The sequence below is a fragment of the Tenacibaculum jejuense genome, assembly GCF_900198195.1.
In the GTDB taxonomy this organism is placed as follows: Bacteria; Bacteroidota; Bacteroidia; order Flavobacteriales; family Flavobacteriaceae; genus Polaribacter; species Polaribacter jejuensis.
On record NZ_LT899436.1, the window covers coordinates 4,525,751 to 4,542,589 of the forward strand.

The following is a 16,839-nucleotide window of genomic DNA, read 5'->3' on the forward strand; positions in this document are numbered from 1 at the left end:
ATTACATGTCGAAAATATATAAAGAAAGAACAAGAGCCCAAGAATCTACAAATGCAATAGAACGGTTATACATTTCTATGCGTCACTTATTTAGTCGTGGATTTTATAAACCTATGGGAGTTTCTGGTGAAACTTTACGAAAATCATTATTATCACTTAGACCAGAAATCTATGGTTCTATCGCTGAAGATAAATCTGAATTAAATGGTTTAAATTATATTATAGAAAGACTTCCTGAAGGAATAGAAGAATGTCAATTCATTAATCTTACAGGAGATGAAGGGTATAGAAATTCTAATTTTAAAGCCATAATTCCTCCAAAAAGGAGAAGGAACTGTTATCGAATCGATAAAGATCAAATGAATATCGAGATTACCAGAGGAAGATCTGATATCTATGATATTTTAACTCACCTTACCTTTTTATTCATTGAATCTCATAAAATTAAAGATAGAGTTTTAATTAGTGACGGTAAAAAAACAACTCGTGAGTGGCAAAACTTAGAGGAAACTGTTCTTCATAACAAATCGCTTACCGATCAAGAAAAAGACGTTTTAATCGTTCATCTTGGAAGCATTTTAGGAAGAACTTATGAAGAAGTTTATCAAGCTCACAATACTTACGGAACAGAGGAAAATCCACATCGTTTCTTCCAATTAATTTATTGGTTAGGTAAACTTGCAATTAATGAAGAACTGTACGATAAGAAAAGATCTATCCGTTTTAGTTCTGTTTTATCAGAAGAAATTGGTCGTCATTATCATGGTGAAATTTGGGCTAATGATATTAAAGAAGCTTTATTACAAAACGATTTATTAAACAGACCTATTCATATTATCAGTGCAAATATGCACAGTGTCTTGAATACATTATATGCCAAAAACGCTTTACCAGAAGAAAATAATTCAGGCTTTGAACTGTATGAATTATTAAGTAACGCAAATAGCAAACCTTTACAAACTACTGTAAAAAATTACGCTTCAGAAAACGGATTAATTTATTTAAAAGATAGAAGTGGAACTAATATTAATGTTCAAATTATTGATACTGCTAAAGTAAATTTCAACAATACTAAATTTAACAGTCCGAATTCGTCTGCAAAACCAGTAATTATTGTAATGGATTATGCTTTTGGTGAGCAAGCTTACGAAACAATGGATGAATTGTTAAAACCATACAAGTGTAATAATGAGATCGTTCATATTAATGTTGAATCGGTTTCTATAATGGGTAAAGCAGGAATTTTAGAAGGTGGTAAAGGAGATATTATGATTCCTTCTTCTCACATTTTTGAAGGTACAGCAGATAACTATCCATTTAAGAACGAACTTAAAAAAGAAGACTTAGAAGGTTTTGGTGTTGAAGTATTTGATGGTGCCATGGTTACTGTATTAGGAACTTCTTTACAAAATAAAGATCTTTTAAAATTCTTCCATGACTCAACGTGGGATGTTATTGGGTTAGAAATGGAAGGAGCGCATTACCAAAAAGCTATTCAATCAGCATCTAAGATTAGAGGTAATATTGGTGAAAATGTGAAAGTAAGATATGCATATTATGCTTCGGATAATCCATTAGAAACAGGAGCAACATTAGCTTCTGGTGGATTAGGAATGAGTGGTGTAACACCAACTTATGCTATCACACAAAAAATACTAGAACAAATCTTAAACGACTAAAAATGTCTGATCAACATCATAAAGAAAATGAAGAGGTAGATTTAGGATCTTTATTCATTATCATAGGAAAAGGGTTTTCTAAACTTTTTAGTTTTATAGGTTCAATCTTTAAAACTATTTTCACTTTTCTGATAGAAGTTTTACTCTTTTTTAAAGAAAATATTATCAAATTAGGTATTGCTTCTCTAATAGGTGTTGGTGTTGGTCTACTATTAGAAAAAAACTCAGGAGATAGATACGAAGGAAATCTTTATGTAAAACCAAATTTTGGAAGTACAAGAGAATTATACAATAGTGTAAAATTTTACAACGATCTTGTTAAACAAAAGAAAAGTACAGATTTATCTACCATATTTAAAATTACCCCTGAAGAAGCTCAATCATTAAAGAGTTTTAAAATAAATCCTGTAATTAACGAAAATGATATTTTAACGTCATTTGATGAACTTATTCAGGTTATAGATACCTCAACTGTAAAAAGCTATTCTTATGAAAAATTCAAAAATGCTTTTACCAAGTTTGATTATAAAGTGCATGAAATATCAGTAGTTTCTAACAAAAATAATTTCTTTACCAAATTAAGTAGACCAATTATTTCTTCAATTATAAATAATAGTTACTTCAAGAACTTAAAAAAAATTAATAAGCAAAACTTATTAAGAACAGACTCCTTGTTAAGAAAAAATCTTCAAAAAGCAGATTCCCTACATTATTTATATAAAAAAGTTTTATTAGAGGAAGCTAAAAAAACAAGTTCTGGAACTAATATTGATTTGGGACAGAGGACGAATAACTCAAATAAAGAATTGAAACTCTTTGATACTGATATTAAAATCAACGAAAGTTTAATTGAAATTAATGACGATTTATCTGAAAAATCGGAGGTAATTAACATCATATCTGACTTTCAACCTATTGGTCATGAAATTAAAGAAATTGAAAAAAATAAAGCTTTTCAATTCGGATTAGCTGGTTTAGCTTTGATGATAGCAGGACTATTATTACTCAAATTAAATTCATATTTAGAATCTTACAGAAGCAATAAATCATCTTAATATTTATTCTTTTTTAACTAGTCTTATTATAAAATGAAAAAAGTAGCTTTAATAACAGGAATTACAGGACAGGACGGTGCATATTTAGCGGAACTTTTATTAGAGAAAAACTATATAGTCCATGGTATAAAAAGACGAGCTTCAAGCTTTAACACAAAACGAATAGATCATTTATATCAAGATCCACACACTAAAAACAGGAATTTGATTCTTCATTATGGAGATATGACTGATGGTACTAATCTTATTAGAATTCTGCAAGAAGTTCAGCCTGATGAAATCTACAATCTTGCAGCTATGAGTCATGTTCATGTGTCATTTGAAACACCTGAATATACCGCTAATGTTGATGGACTAGGAACATTAAGATTACTCGAAGCTATTCGAATTTTAAAACTTGAAAACAAAACTAAAATTTATCAAGCTTCTACATCAGAGCTTTATGGAAAAGTTCAAGAAGTACCACAATCAGAAACAACACCTTTTTACCCAAGAAGTCCGTATGGTGTTGCGAAAATGTATGCATATTGGATTACTGTAAACTATAGAGAAGCTTATAATATTTTTGGATGTAACGGAATTTTATTTAATCATGAATCTCCAATACGTGGAGAAACTTTTGTTACACGTAAAATTACCAGAGCTGTTTCAAAAATTGCTCACGGTTTACAAGATAAATTATACCTAGGAAATTTAAATGCTCAAAGAGATTGGGGACATGCAAAAGATTATGTTCGCATGATGTGGATGATTTTACAAGCCGAACAACCAGAAGATTGGGTGATTGCAACAGGTAAAACAACTACAGTAAGAGACTTTGTTAAAATGGCTTTTAATGAAATAGGTGTAGAATTATCATTTGAAGGAGAAGGTAAAGACGAAAAAGGAATTATAAAGTCGTGTAACAACACTAATTTCAACTTAGAAATAGGAAAAACAGTAACCTGTATCGATCCTCATTATTATCGTCCAACAGAGGTAGATTTATTAATAGGAGACGCTTCAAAAGCAAAAGAAAAATTAGGCTGGGTTCCAGAATACACACTTGAAGACATGGTAAAAGAAATGATGGAAAGTGATCTAAAATTAATGGAACGTGAAAGATATTTACAAAAAGGTGGTCATAATATTTTAAATAACTATGAATAAATCTTCTAAAATATTTGTTGCAGGACATAGAGGTTTAGTAGGTAGTGCTATAACTAAAAACCTTAAACAAAAAGGTTTCACAAATATTATTACCAGAACACATGATGAGTTAGATTTAACAAATCAAACCGAAACCGCTTCTTTTTTTAGAAAAGAAAAACCTGAATATGTGTTTTTAGCAGCTGCAAAGGTTGGTGGTATTATTGCCAATAATACGTATAGAGCAGATTTTATTTATGCTAATCTAATGATTCAAAATAACGTGATTCATGAAAGTTATAAGCACAATGTAAAAAAACTTTTATTCTTAGGAAGCACATGCATTTACCCTAAAAATGCACCTCAACCTTTAGTGGAAAATTCACTATTAACAGGAGAATTAGAATACACAAACGAACCGTATGCAATAGCAAAAATTGCAGGAATAAAAATGTGTGAAAGTTATAATTTACAGTATGATACTAATTTCATTTCTGTAATGCCAACAAACTTATATGGCCCTAATGATAATTTTGATTTAGAAAAGTCTCATGTACTACCGGCTTTGATAAGAAAAATACATTTAGCTAAATTATTATCTGAAGGAAAAGAATCTGAAATTATTAGTGATTTGAATGTAACTTCAATAGAAGAAGCAAAATCTTATTTATCAAAATTCGGAGTATCTTCTGAAAGTGTTGAAATTTGGGGTTCAGGAAAACCTAAAAGAGAGTTTTTATGGAGTGAAGACATGGCTGATGCGTGTGTTCATATTATGAATAAAGTTGATTTTAAAGACTTAATTAAGGATTTTAAAGAAGTAAAAAACACACACATAAATATTGGTACAGGAAAAGAAATATCAATACAAGAATTGGCTCTATTAATAAAAGAAAGAGTAGGATTTAAAGGCACATTAATGTTTAATAGTAATAAGCCTGATGGTACTATGAGAAAAGTTACAGATGTAACTAAACTAAATAGTTTAGCGTGGAAACATTCAGTTGAGCTAACAGATGGAATAGATAGAATGTATAAATGGTATATAGAAACTAACATTGACTAGAAATAAAATAAAAAAACTTATTGCTTCTAAATCATTAGCAAAATCTCTTTTTACAATTTCTGAATCGGGAACTAATCTTTTATTCATAATTATTTCATTACCTATTTTTCTAAAAAATTTAGGGCCTGGAAAATATGGTATCTATGTTTTAGTACAAAGCTTATTATACTTTGCTGCAATTTTTAATTTGGGTGGAAACTTTACTATTACCAAATACATTTCTAGTTATCGTGGAAAAAAACAAATAGGCAAAATCAAAGAATTTAGTAGTACAATATTTGTTTTTCAGTTAGTACTTTCTTTATTAGTCCTATGTTTAACTCTATTGTTATCTGATTACATAATATCTTCTTTAATTAAACCAACTGCAAATACTATTATTTTTAAAAATATTATTGTTTATGCTATTCCTTTTTTTCTCATTGAAAACTTTGAGAAAAATTTCAATGGTCTTCATAAAGGATTTGAGAGATTTGATAGAGCATTAATTATCTCAACAGTAAGCAAAATAATTAGGTTTTCAATTCAAATAATTGTTATCCTAATTACAAAAGATTTGGTATGCTTGTATACATATTCTTTAATCTTTTCTTTCTTTTTTTTTGTTTTTCATTGTTTTTTAAACAAATATTGGTATCCAGAGATTTCTTTTTTTCTAAATGTAAAATGGAAAATATTTAAAGATTTTATTACGTTTAGTTTTTGGGTGTGGTTAAACGATCTGTTTGTACTAATTTCTACTCAATTAGACAAATGGATTGTTGCCGTATTATATGACTTAAAAGTGGTAACATATTACAGTATTGCTGTAAACATTTTTTACCAATTACATATGCTAATATCTTCATCTGCCTCTTGGTTATTCCCAAAAGTTTCTTTTGAAGGACGAGGGAAGTTAAATCCAACATCGTATATAAAAAGCTCAAAATCAATACTTATGTTAAGTTCGTTGAGTACATTAAGTATTTTACTTTTGGGTGATTTCTTTTTTAGTTTATGGCTAGGTTATGAAGAGTATAATAAAGCAAAAAAATATATAACGTTATTTGTGAGTATACTTCCCATACTAGCAACCATCACAATTCCCTATTATTATCTGTTGGGTTTAGGAAAAATAAAAACTGTATTCCTTTTTAGTTTTATAAATTCTATTGTTTTATATGTTAGTTTTTATTTTTTATCTACTTATGAGAGTTTACACTTAATAATTCTATCATTTTTAATTACTTATGCTATATCTACGGTTTTATATAATAGAAAAATGGACCTAATTTTTTATAATAAAATTATACCACAAAATCATTTTGTTACAATATTAGCAATTTTAATATCATCAATCTTATTTATTTACGTATTTAAATACACCTAAACATGAAAAGTTTTTTAAGACGACTATTACATTTACTAGGGTTTAATATAAATTACAAAGTAAACAACACTAGAATACTAAAACTAATACAAAGTATTCAACCTGTTTATGTAGGTTTAGATTTAGTTCGGTTAGGAGCTTCTAAAGATAGTGGTTATTTACTACCTAATGATTTTGAAGGAATTGAAGCCTGTTTTTCTCCTGGATGTGACAATAAATTTCAATTTGAAGAGGATTGTTTTAAAAAGGAAATGGCAGTTTTTATTGCAGATAAAACAGTGAAAAAAGAGAACGTTCCTCAAAAGTTTAACTTTATAGAAAAATTTATTAATCCTATTAGTAATGATGATTTAATTTCAATGGATAAATGGGTTACTAATAGCATAGAGAGTAAAAAATCAGATTTGATTTTACAAATGGATATTGAAGGAGATGAATATATTAATTTTTTAAACATTTCAGATCAATTACTAAAAAGATTTAGAATTATTGTTGTAGAATTTCATCATTTAGAACAATTATCCAATCCTTTTTTTTATACTGTAGCCTCAAATGTCTTCAGTAGATTAATTGAAAATCATACTTGTGTACATATACATCCTAATAATAGCTCCAAAATTGTAACTATTAATGGTATAAAAATACCTCCTCTTATAGAAGTTACATTTTTAAGAAATGATCGATGTAAAGTAAGAGATAAAAGAACTGATTTTCCTCACAAATTAGATGCAGATTGTGTTGAAGGATTAAAGAGTGTTAAATTACCCCAAATTTGGTATAAATAAAATGATAAAAAAGAAAAGCTTTTCAGAAAAAATAATAAACAAATTCAAAAAACTTTTTGATAAAGAATCTGAAAAATTCCTTACAGATATTACAGGTTTAATACATGTAGGTGCTAATATTGGTCAGGAATGTAGATTATATAAAAAATATGGATTAGATGTAATATGGATAGAACCAATACCAGAGGTCTTTCAACAATTAAAAAGAAATATTAAAAAGTTCCCTAACCAAAAAGCAATTCAGGCTCTTTTAACCAATAAAAATGATGAAACTTACGAGTTTAATATAGCAAATAATAATGGAGCTTCTTCTTCTATTTTAAAACTAGATAAACATCAAGATCTTTGGCCAGAAGTTAGTTATGAAAAAACACTTCAATTAAAGAGTATTACCCTACAAAAACTAGTCGCTGATGAGCTAATAGATATAAATAAATATCAAGCCATTGTATTAGATACTCAAGGGTCCGAATTACTTGTTTTACAGGGAAGTATCGCCTTATTAAAGAAAATAAAATATATCTCAACAGAAGTGGCAAATTTCGAATCATATAAAAACTGCTGTAAACTAGATGATATGATACTTTTTATGAAATCTAATGGATTTATTGAGGTTTATAGAGAAACCTTTGCCGAAAGTGATCATGGTGAAATATATTATGAAATTTTGTTCAAAAATATATTAATGTAGATTTATGAATCATTTCTTTCCTTTAATTTCAATTATTACAGTAACTTATAATAGTGAAGAAACAATCAAGGACACTATCGAATCTGTTCTGAATCAATCATATGAAAATATTGAATACATTATTGTTGATGGAGCATCAAAAGATACCACGCTTAATATTATACGTTTGTATGAAGAAAAATTTGCTGAAAAAAAATTCGCTTATTCTTGGATTAGTGAATCTGATTCTGGAATTTATGATGCAATGAATAAAGGAATAGATATTGCCAAAGGTAAACTTATTGGGATAATAAATAGTGACGATTGGTATGAATTAGATGCTATAGAAAAAGTTGTAAATTTATTTCAAAAAAACTCAAAAGCCATTATTTCTGGAGCTATGAATAGAGTGACACATGAAAAGAAAGTTTACAAAACCATGCTCAATAAAAATATAAGTAACGTTAGTAATTTTATGCCTATTAATCATCCTGCTAGTTTTGTTCCTAAAGATATATATACAAGTATTGGAAAATTCGATACATATTATAAACTTTCAGCAGATTATGACTTTATGTTTAGAGCTTTTAAAGCCAATATCCCCTTTCTATATACAGAAGATCTTTTAGTTAATATGCGTAATAGTGGTGCTACTAGCCAAGTAAAAAATTTATGGATATCGTCTAGTGAAGATTATCATATTCAAAAAAAGAACCATGTAAAAAATGCTTTTTTAAATTATATTAAAAAACAAGCTTTTAACTGTTTAGTTGCTTTTCGAGATATTGTAATTAAACCGATTAAAAATGGTTAAAAAACTATTTCACGGTTTTGTCTTTTTTGCTCCTTTTACAAGTTTTTTTGCTTTGTCAGCTTGGTTAAGGCTACCGGTAATAGTAAATCAATTTCTTTTTTTTATTACCCTTTCAAGTGTTTTTACATTTAAAAAAATACATAAAAAATGGTTACTAAAAGAAGATATATACCTCTTAACATTCTTTGGTCTTATGTGGTTAAGTTTTTTATTAGGATTTAAAGAAAAGAGAAGCTTTAACCATTCTTTAGCATATACAAATGCAATTCTATTTTTCTTTTTCTTAGGGAAGTATGTTGTGAAAAAATTTAATATTTCTTCTTTTCAAATCGCTAAAACAATTTTCTTCTCATTCATTAGTGTATCAGTAATCATAATTGTCGATTTTATTGGAATTAACTTTTTTGAAGTTAGTTTTAGAAAAGTTTTCTCTGTAGCGGATGGAAAAATTAGTAATATGGATTATTATATCAGAAGTGGTTTTAGAAGAGTTGGAGGAGTAGCAGAAGAACCTGGTACTATGGCTCTTTTTTACAACTTATATTTTGGTATATCTTTATTTTACTTAACGATTAATAGGCAGAAAAAACACCTAAAGTATTTAGTGTTGTTGTTTTTAATTAGTCATTTTGCTATGTTTTCTAGTGCTGGCATTGCCCTTGCTATTTTTTCTGGAATTTCTATATTCATCTACGAAAAAATTAAGCGTAACAAAATCAATAAAAAACAGATTAACATTATTTTTCTTTTATTAAGTACCATTGTTATTATTACATTGATACTCTTAACTTTTAATTTAGGCGGTATTCGTCTTCATCTAAGTGATTTTATCGATAAAATATTATTTAATGAAACTGGATCTTATACCTCAAGTGGACAAAGATTATACCAGTGGAAAAGAGCCTTGACTAACTTTATTCATCATCCTATATTTGGCTATGGACCTGGTTATGGTGTTCACGAAGATCATGAGGGTTATTTAAGTGTTTATTTTACTGTACTGTCTGACTTAGGAATTGTTGCTTTTATCTTTTTTATTGGTTTTCAAGAAGCAATATTTAAAAAAACACTCCAAATGAATCGTCTAATTCGACCTTTCATTCTATTCTCAATCATCACTTCTTTCTTACATTTGTGTATCTTGTCCGATTTTTATCATGCTCCTTTGTGGATATTACTTTTATTTATTCAATTAGTTTATCTTGAGCAAAAAGAAAAAAAATTATGGTAATCGTTCATGTAATTACTGCTTTTGGTATTGGTGGTGCAGAAAAATTACTTTTAAATGTAGCAAATAAACAAGCTGAAAATAATAAGGTGCATATCATCTATTTAAAAAAGATACATGACTTATCTCCTTTTTTAAAAAAAGAAATCAGCATTACATACATTCCTTTATCCCCTTTAACTGTAATTAAATTAAGACAATATTATAAAAAAGTAAATGCAAAAATTATACATACACATTTAAGTCATGCAGATATTTTAGGAATTATAGCCAGTTTAGGTTTTAAAGCGAAAGTGTTTTGTACCATGCATAATATTTACTTTAAGAAAAATAAAATAGATTCTTTTTTGTTTTTTGTATATACAATCCTTTTCAAACTTAAAAAAACACATGTTATTTCTATTTCTAAATCTGTAAAAAATCATGTTATAAGCACCTTAAAACAGTCAAAGTCTAGGTCTTTTTTATTATATAACGCAATACCATCTTATAAAAAAGAGTTAGTAAAAGAAGAGAATACAACTATACAACTACTATTTGTGGGGCGTTTAGTAAAACAAAAATCTGTTAGCACTTTATTAAAAGCGATTGCTATTTTAAAAAAAACAGACCTCAAATTAACTATTGTAGGAGATGGAAATTTAAGAACTTACTTAGAAGCATTAGCAGAAAAATTAAATATAAAGGATAAGGTTTACTTTGTTGGACAACAAAAAAACATAGATTCCTATTTTTATAATGCAGACGTGTTTATATTACCATCTATTTGGGAAGGGTTTGGAATTGTAATTTTAGAAGCTTTTAGGGCAAAATTAGCTATAATTTCCTCAAATATTGAGGGACCAGCTGAATTAATTCAACATCAAAAAAATGGACTTTTATTTACTCCAAAAAACGATAAAGAATTATCAGAAAAGCTAAAAGAATTAATAGATAACCCTGAATTAAGAAACAAAATAGCTATTAAAGGATATAATACATTCACAGAAAAATACCATATAGACAACTATGTTAAACAATTGGAAAAACTATATGTTAATGGATAAGAAGCTAGCACAAAAAAGTTTTCTTTTAAAAGACCCTAAAACACTATTATTATTTGTGGCAGTATCATTATGCTTTAAAAATACACATAGTATTGGTTTACTATTATTTGGTGTTATTACTTGTTTTGAAGTATATCAGTTATTTAGGAATAAAATTTCTAATCAATATTTCTTTACTATTTATTTCTATCTATTAATATACGCCAGTATTTTTTACGATAGCATTCATAAGATCATTTTATGCATTTTGCTCTTATTTTTTTTAAAATTAATAGTGAACAGAAAAATAAAAAGTCGTATCCCAAAAAAGTTGAATGAGTATCTATTTTTAATGATTTTTATTTTAATAACTCTCAATCATCTTATTTTTCCTCCTTACTTAAAGGGTTTGGATATATTTATCTATTTTCTATTAATCCCGCTGTTGTTCTTAGGAATAAAAAAATTACACTTTAAAATCTGTATAATCACATCATTAAAAGTATATATCACCTCTGTATTTATTGCATCGGTATTGCTATTCATTATTAATATTTTTCAAAGAAAGTTAATGAGCAGTGTTCATACTTTTTTCTCTGAACCTATTGGACTATCTCATGTATATATGGGTGTCTTTTTAGGTACCTCTAATATGTTTTTGCTTTACCTTAACTCTAAAAAAAAATCGTTTATCAGCCCTATAACAGATAGTATATTTTTTATGTTTAATACTGCATTAATGGCTTATATTGGATCAAGATTAGCTCTTTTAACTTCGTGTTTTATCCTATTACTATTCATTTATCAGAAAATTAAAATAAAACCAATAAAAAAGATAACTATTATTTTTGTGTTAACAGTTATCTTTATTTTTTTAGCCTCAGAAAACTCAAGATTTAAAAGAGGAACACAAGAAATTTCAGCACTTTACACTGCTGTTAAAACCGAAAACAAACAAAACTTAATTGATAATTCTTGGAAAAACATGTATCTAAGATACCTTGCATATGATTATACCTTCAAAGAATTAAAAACATCCTGGTTTCTTGGCATAGGCATGCAGAATGTAGAAAAAAAAATCAGTGAAAAAATAATAGCGGATGGATATAAATATTTTCAAGGAATTAATACACATAATCAATACCTTCATTTTTTTATAGGAATGGGAATTTTAGGATTCTTATTTTTTATTTTTTTTATTTTCTTTTTACTAAAGAATAAAGAGATAAACATTTATTTTATTTTATTTTTTTGTTTTATAATGCTTACAGAATCTGTATTAGTAAGAGGTAAAGGAATTTTATTATTTAGTTTTTTCGCCTTACTTTTTTTAAATAAAAAATTTGTAAATGACAAAGATTGTTCACATTGCTAGACCAGTTGCAGGTGTAGGTATTTACATCAATTTACTTTATAAATACATTGATCATATAACATTTAATAATATTTTATTATGTAATGAAAAAGATCAAATTATTGATATAAAAAGTTTAACCAATAAGTCTATTAAAACCTATCATGTTAATTTAAAAAGAGAAATTAATATTATCAATGACTATAAATGTCTTATTGATATCATTAAACATTTGAAAAAGATAAAACCTAATGTTATTCATTGCCATAGTGCAAAAGCCGGAATATTAGGTAGAATAGCTGGTGCTTATTTAGGTATTCCAACATTGTATACTCCTCATGCCTATTCTTATTTAAGTGCCACCACAAAAAAGAAACAAAAAAAATTTAAACGAATAGAGCAGCTTTTTAATCTATTTCCAGCAAAAACACTAGCTTGTTCTACATCAGAATATAATAGAACTATAAACGACTTAAAATTTAATGCTAAAAAGGCTTTGTTGTGGAATAATGCTATAGAAAATAATTTTAATCTACAGGCTTTTGAAGATAAACTTCCTTCAAATTTTATTTGTTCAATAGGTCGTCCGTCGTATCAAAAAAACACTCAATTACTAATTCATAGCTTTTTTGAGTTAAAAAAACGGATTCCTAACATTCATCTTGTTATTTTGGGAGCAGGTCATTTTTCACCAGAACTGGAAGCCGTTAATTATTTAATTCAAAAATTAAACCTTAACGAAAGTATAACAATTATACCTTGGTTAGAAAGAGCCAAAACATTGTACATTTTAAAATTAGCTAAACTCTATATATCTACTTCAAGATATGAAGGATTACCTTATGCAGTTATAGAAGCTATTGCTTTATCTAAAGCATGTGTAGTTACAAATGTTGATGGTCATAAAGATCTTATAGAGGATAAAGTAAATGGTTTTCTAGTAAATGAGAATCCTTTAGAGATTTCTAAAAAAATCGTTGAAATTTTACTTAATAATAACTTAAGGGAATCTATGGAAAATGCCTCGAAAAAAATTTATGAACAGAAATTTAATATTAACAAGAATATTTCTCTTTTAGAAAAAATATATTTGCAACAGTTATAAGTTAATTTTGAAAAAAAGATATTCAACATACATTCCCTATCTATTATTGATAATAGATTTGTTTTTGATAAATTTATCTTTGATTATTCTTAAAGACAAAGAGTATTTAATTACTAATTTTTTAGTTTACATTAATTTATTTTGGATAATAGCTTCGTTAACTTCAGGTTTTTATAAAATTTACAGACATCACAACTACTTTAAAATTTTATCACGATTAACAGGTCAATTATTACTCTTTATTTTAGGGTTTTTCTCATATTTTAGTTTATTTAGGGAAGGAGAGATAGTACATAACCAAACTAAGGTATTAGTTACAATTATAGTAATCATTAGTATTGTTCGTATTTTATTCTTCTATTTATTAAAAAAATATAGAAGCTATGGGAAAAATTATAGAAAAGTTATAGTATTGGGGTTTGATGAATCTACTATTAAGTTAGCAGAGATGTTAAAAAAGGAAAAAGAATTAGGGTATCAATTTCTTGGTTTTTTCACTAATAAGAAGATTGAAACTAACGATACTTTAGGTACTTTAAAACAATATGAAAATTATGTTTTAAGTAACAATATTGATGAAATTTACTGTTCATTAACAGAATTGAAAAGCAAACAAATAAAAAAAATTAAGCAATTTGCAATTCGCCACAAAAGAATAGTAAAATTAATACCCAATGCTAATGAACTTTATAACAAGAATATCACTACAGAATTTTATGGAGATTCACTGGTAATTTTAAATGTTAAAAAACTACCTTTCGATTTAATTGAGAATAGAATCATCAAGCGTATTTTCGATATTCTTTTTTCTTCATTTGTTTGTTTGTTTATTATTTCTTGGCTATACCCAATATTATGGATATTAATCAAAATTGAATCTAGAGGCCCTGCAATATTTAAACAAGGACGTGAAGGGTTTAACGGAGATGAATTTGTGTGTTATAAATTCAGATCTATGTATGTAAACAAACAAGCGAACAAAGTTCACGCTACAAAAAATGACAGTAGAATTACTCCCATAGGTGCATTTTTAAGAAAAACAAGCTTAGATGAAATTCCTCAGTTTTTTAATGTATTACTAGGAAATATGAGTGTCGTTGGACCTCGACCACATTTAGAAAGTTTAGCTCTTGAATATCAAAAAGATGTTGATAATTATTTAGAACGACACGCTGTGAAACCAGGTATAACTGGTTTAGCTCAAATCAGCGGTTATAGAGGCGAAATAAAAAAGAAATCAGATATTAAAAATAGAGTTCGATTAGATATTTTTTACATCGAAAATTGGTCGTTTATGTTAGATATAAAAATTGTTGTTAGTACCGTATTAAACGTTTTTAAGGGCGATGAAAATGCTTATTAATGGATAATTATACCAACATAACAGCGTGCATTGTATTATATAATGAGAATATTAATGATTTAGAAAATGCTGTTCATTCCTTTTTAAATATTTCTAATTTTACAAAACACCTTTTTTTAGTAGACAATTCACCTCAACAGAACTTACCTCTGGAACTAAAAAATCACCCCGATATTACTTATGTTTTTAACAATAAAAACTTAGGTTTTGCTAAGGCTCAAAATCTTGTGTTAGATAAAATAAAGGATTCTAAATATCATTTAGTTTTAAATCCAGATGTAACTTTTAAACCTAATATTATACAGCAACTAATTGAAACATTAAAAAACAAAACTAATGTAGCTGTAATTACTCCTAAAATTCAATTTCCAAACGGAAAACACCAATATAACGTTAGGAAGTATCCTACTTTTTTCGATTTAATAATTAGAAAACTAAATATTTTTAAGAGTAGAATTCATGAACAAGAATACAGAAATAAAGATTTGAATCAACCTTTTTATCCCGAAGCTATTCATGGCGCTTTCATGTTATTTAAATCTGAAGACTTCATTAGTTTAAATGGTTTTGACGAACGTTATTTCTTGTATATGGAAGATATAGATATCTGTAAAAAAATAGACCTCTTAGAAAAAAAGAAATACTACGATCCAAGTGTTCAAATCACTCATGTTTTACAAAAAGAATCCTCTAAAAAAATTAAATTATTTCTTTGGCATTTATCTTCTGCTTTTAAGTATTTCGTAAAGTGGTAATACCTATATTTGCAGCCAAATAACAACACAACACACATGAATATTTTAGTTTTAGGTTCCGGAGGTAGAGAACATGCATTCACTTACAAACTATCTCAAAGTAAAAAAGTTAACCAAGTTTTTGTAGCTCCTGGAAATGCAGGAACAGATAAAATTGCTAAAAATTTAAGTATTAATCCAACAGATTTTAATGCCGTTAAAACAGCTGTTTTAGAACATGAAATTAACATGGTTGTTGTGGGTCCAGAAGCTCCTTTAGTTGAAGGAGTTCATGATTTCTTTTTAGCAGACGATCAACTAAAAAACATTCCTGTAATCGGACCTAAAAAAGATGGTGCTTTGCTAGAAGGAAGTAAAGATTTCTCTAAACAATTTATGGAGAAACACAATATTCCTACTGCAAAATATCAGTCATTTACTCAAGATTCTTTAGAAGACGGATATGCTTTTTTAGAAACCTTAAATCCTCCTTTTGTTTTAAAAGCTGATGGTTTAGCTGCTGGAAAAGGAGTTCTAATTTTAGATCATATTGAAGAAGCTAAAACTGAGTTAAAAGAAATGTTAACCAATCAAAAATTTGGAGATGCTTCTGCTACAGTAGTTATCGAAGAATTCTTGAAAGGAATTGAACTTTCTGTTTTTGTACTTACCGATGGAAAAAGCTATAAAGTTTTACCTTCTGCTAAAGACTATAAAAGAATTGGTGAAGGAGACACCGGATTAAATACTGGTGGAATGGGAGCAATTTCACCTGTACCTTTTGCTGATACTGATTTTCTTACTAAAGTTGAAGATCGAATTATAAAACCAACTGTTGATGGTTTACAAAAAGAAGGAATCGATTATAGAGGATTTATCTTTATTGGTTTAATGAATGTAGCTGGAGATCCTTTTGTTATTGAATACAATGTAAGAATGGGTGATCCTGAAACTGAAGTGGTTTTGCCTAGAATCAATTCTGACTTATTTGATTTATTTGAAGGAGTTGCCAACCAAAATTTACATGAGAAAACTTATGAAGTAACTTCACAAACTGCGACTACAGTAATGTTAGTTTCTGGTGGATATCCTGAAGCATACGAAAAAGGAAAAGCAATTTCTGGTTTCGAAGGAATTGAAGATTCTATTGTTTTTCATGCTGGAACTAAAATAACCGATACTAAGGTAGTAACAAACGGTGGAAGAGTTATGGCAATAACATCTTTTGGTGATACTATTAAAGACGCTTTAGCTAAGTCTTATAAAAATATCGACAAGATTTCATTTGAGAAAATGAACTACAGAAAAGATATTGGATTCGATTTATAAAAATTTTTAAACCTAAAAGAGTTATTGTACCAAAGGTGGGACTCGAACCCACACGCTCTAATGAGCATCGGATTTTGAATCCGACGTGTCTACCAATTCCACCACTTTGGCAATAATAGGCTGCAAATCTAAATA

Annotated in this window: 15 protein-coding genes and 1 tRNA gene; 15 read left to right on the forward strand and 1 reads right to left on the reverse strand. The window is 27.7% G+C overall.

Going from position 1 to position 16,839, the window contains the following annotated elements:
* The first annotated feature begins 5 nt into the window (after nt 1–5).
* From AQ1685_RS19865 to purD, 15 genes are all read left to right on the forward strand, one after another.
* Nucleotides 6–1,679: a DUF6909 family protein gene (locus tag AQ1685_RS19865; protein WP_095074880.1), complete on the forward strand. Its 1,674-nt coding sequence runs from the start codon at nt 6–8 to the stop codon at nt 1,677–1,679.
* 2 nt (nt 1,680–1,681) lie between these two features.
* Nucleotides 1,682–2,734 (forward strand): hypothetical protein, encoded by a 1,053-nt coding sequence (locus AQ1685_RS19870; protein ID WP_095074881.1) that lies wholly within the window; start codon nt 1,682–1,684, stop codon nt 2,732–2,734.
* Nucleotides 2,735–2,767: 33 nt separating this feature from the next.
* The gene (gene gmd / locus AQ1685_RS19875; protein WP_095074882.1) at nt 2,768–3,883 is read left to right on the forward strand and encodes a GDP-mannose 4,6-dehydratase; all 1,116 of its coding nucleotides are present in this window, start codon (nt 2,768–2,770) and stop codon (nt 3,881–3,883) included.
* The gene (locus tag AQ1685_RS19880) at nt 3,876–4,928 is read left to right on the forward strand and encodes a GDP-L-fucose synthase family protein (protein WP_095074883.1); all 1,053 of its coding nucleotides are present in this window, start codon (nt 3,876–3,878) and stop codon (nt 4,926–4,928) included. The genes gmd and AQ1685_RS19880 overlap by 8 nt, the downstream gene beginning before the upstream one ends.
* Nucleotides 4,921–6,297 carry a lipopolysaccharide biosynthesis protein gene (locus AQ1685_RS19885; protein ID WP_095074884.1) on the forward strand — a complete coding sequence of 459 codons (1,377 nt, stop codon included), beginning with the start codon at nt 4,921–4,923 and terminating at the stop codon, nt 6,295–6,297. The genes AQ1685_RS19880 and AQ1685_RS19885 overlap by 8 nt, the downstream gene beginning before the upstream one ends.
* 2 nt (nt 6,298–6,299) lie before the next feature.
* Nucleotides 6,300–7,082: a class I SAM-dependent methyltransferase gene (locus tag AQ1685_RS19890; protein WP_095074885.1), complete on the forward strand. Its 783-nt coding sequence runs from the start codon at nt 6,300–6,302 to the stop codon at nt 7,080–7,082.
* 1 nt (nt 7,083) lies between these two features.
* Nucleotides 7,084–7,773 (forward strand): FkbM family methyltransferase, encoded by a 690-nt coding sequence (locus AQ1685_RS19895; RefSeq protein ID WP_095074886.1) that lies wholly within the window; start codon nt 7,084–7,086, stop codon nt 7,771–7,773.
* A gap of 4 nt (nt 7,774–7,777) precedes the next feature.
* Entirely contained in the window at nt 7,778–8,566 is a 789-nt protein-coding gene (locus AQ1685_RS19900) for a glycosyltransferase family 2 protein (RefSeq protein ID WP_095074887.1), read from the forward strand.
* Nucleotides 8,559–9,797, forward strand: a complete 1,239-nt coding sequence (locus AQ1685_RS19905; protein ID WP_095074888.1) for an O-antigen ligase family protein — start codon at nt 8,559–8,561, stop codon at nt 9,795–9,797. Before AQ1685_RS19900 ends, AQ1685_RS19905 begins: the two co-directional genes overlap by 8 nt.
* On the forward strand, nt 9,791–10,840 hold the full coding sequence (locus AQ1685_RS19910) for a glycosyltransferase family 4 protein (RefSeq protein ID WP_095074889.1): 1,050 nt from the start codon (nt 9,791–9,793) through the stop codon (nt 10,838–10,840). The genes AQ1685_RS19905 and AQ1685_RS19910 overlap by 7 nt, the downstream gene beginning before the upstream one ends.
* Nucleotides 10,833–12,194, forward strand: coding sequence for an O-antigen ligase family protein (locus AQ1685_RS19915; RefSeq protein ID WP_157730300.1), 1,362 nt, complete (start codon nt 10,833–10,835; stop codon nt 12,192–12,194). The genes AQ1685_RS19910 and AQ1685_RS19915 overlap by 8 nt, the downstream gene beginning before the upstream one ends.
* On the forward strand, nt 12,169–13,278 hold the full coding sequence (locus AQ1685_RS19920; protein WP_095074891.1) for a glycosyltransferase: 1,110 nt from the start codon (nt 12,169–12,171) through the stop codon (nt 13,276–13,278). Before AQ1685_RS19915 ends, AQ1685_RS19920 begins: the two co-directional genes overlap by 26 nt.
* Nucleotides 13,279–13,342: 64 nt before the next feature.
* Complete coding sequence (locus AQ1685_RS19925; RefSeq protein WP_231970221.1) at nt 13,343–14,641, forward strand: exopolysaccharide biosynthesis polyprenyl glycosylphosphotransferase; 1,299 nt, start codon at nt 13,343–13,345, stop codon at nt 14,639–14,641.
* On the forward strand, nt 14,641–15,396 hold the full coding sequence (locus AQ1685_RS19930; protein ID WP_095074893.1) for a glycosyltransferase: 756 nt from the start codon (nt 14,641–14,643) through the stop codon (nt 15,394–15,396). Before AQ1685_RS19925 ends, AQ1685_RS19930 begins: the two co-directional genes overlap by 1 nt.
* A 36-nt stretch (nt 15,397–15,432) precedes the next feature.
* Nucleotides 15,433–16,704, forward strand: coding sequence for a phosphoribosylamine--glycine ligase (gene purD, locus AQ1685_RS19935; RefSeq protein ID WP_095074894.1), 1,272 nt, complete (start codon nt 15,433–15,435; stop codon nt 16,702–16,704).
* A 27-nt stretch (nt 16,705–16,731) separates the two neighbouring features.
* Here purD and AQ1685_RS19940 read toward each other — a convergent pair.
* A tRNA-Leu gene (locus AQ1685_RS19940) sits at nt 16,732–16,815 on the reverse strand.
* Nucleotides 16,816–16,839: the final 24 nt, after the last annotated feature.

Excerpts from the sequence above, each read along its gene's own strand:
- AQ1685_RS19890 (WP_095074885.1), top strand. The coding sequence starts at position 6,300 with ATGAAAAGTTTTTTAAGACGACTATTACATTTACTAGGGTTTAATATA.
- AQ1685_RS19915 (WP_157730300.1), top strand. The coding sequence starts at position 10,833 with ATGGATAAGAAGCTAGCACAAAAAAGTTTTCTTTTAAAAGACCCTAAA.
- AQ1685_RS19905 (WP_095074888.1), top strand. The coding sequence starts at position 8,559 with ATGGTTAAAAAACTATTTCACGGTTTTGTCTTTTTTGCTCCTTTTACA.
- AQ1685_RS19880 (WP_095074883.1), top strand. The coding sequence starts at position 3,876 with ATGAATAAATCTTCTAAAATATTTGTTGCAGGACATAGAGGTTTAGTA.
- AQ1685_RS19910 (WP_095074889.1), top strand. The coding sequence starts at position 9,791 with ATGGTAATCGTTCATGTAATTACTGCTTTTGGTATTGGTGGTGCAGAA.
- AQ1685_RS19895 (WP_095074886.1), top strand. The coding sequence starts at position 7,084 with ATGATAAAAAAGAAAAGCTTTTCAGAAAAAATAATAAACAAATTCAAA.
- AQ1685_RS19920 (WP_095074891.1), top strand. The coding sequence starts at position 12,169 with ATGACAAAGATTGTTCACATTGCTAGACCAGTTGCAGGTGTAGGTATT.
- AQ1685_RS19930 (WP_095074893.1), top strand. The coding sequence starts at position 14,641 with ATGGATAATTATACCAACATAACAGCGTGCATTGTATTATATAATGAG.
- AQ1685_RS19865 (WP_095074880.1), top strand. The coding sequence starts at position 6 with ATGTCGAAAATATATAAAGAAAGAACAAGAGCCCAAGAATCTACAAAT.
- purD (WP_095074894.1), top strand. The coding sequence starts at position 15,433 with ATGAATATTTTAGTTTTAGGTTCCGGAGGTAGAGAACATGCATTCACT.
- AQ1685_RS19900 (WP_095074887.1), top strand. The coding sequence starts at position 7,778 with ATGAATCATTTCTTTCCTTTAATTTCAATTATTACAGTAACTTATAAT.
- gmd (WP_095074882.1), top strand. The coding sequence starts at position 2,768 with ATGAAAAAAGTAGCTTTAATAACAGGAATTACAGGACAGGACGGTGCA.
- AQ1685_RS19870 (WP_095074881.1), top strand. The coding sequence starts at position 1,682 with ATGTCTGATCAACATCATAAAGAAAATGAAGAGGTAGATTTAGGATCT.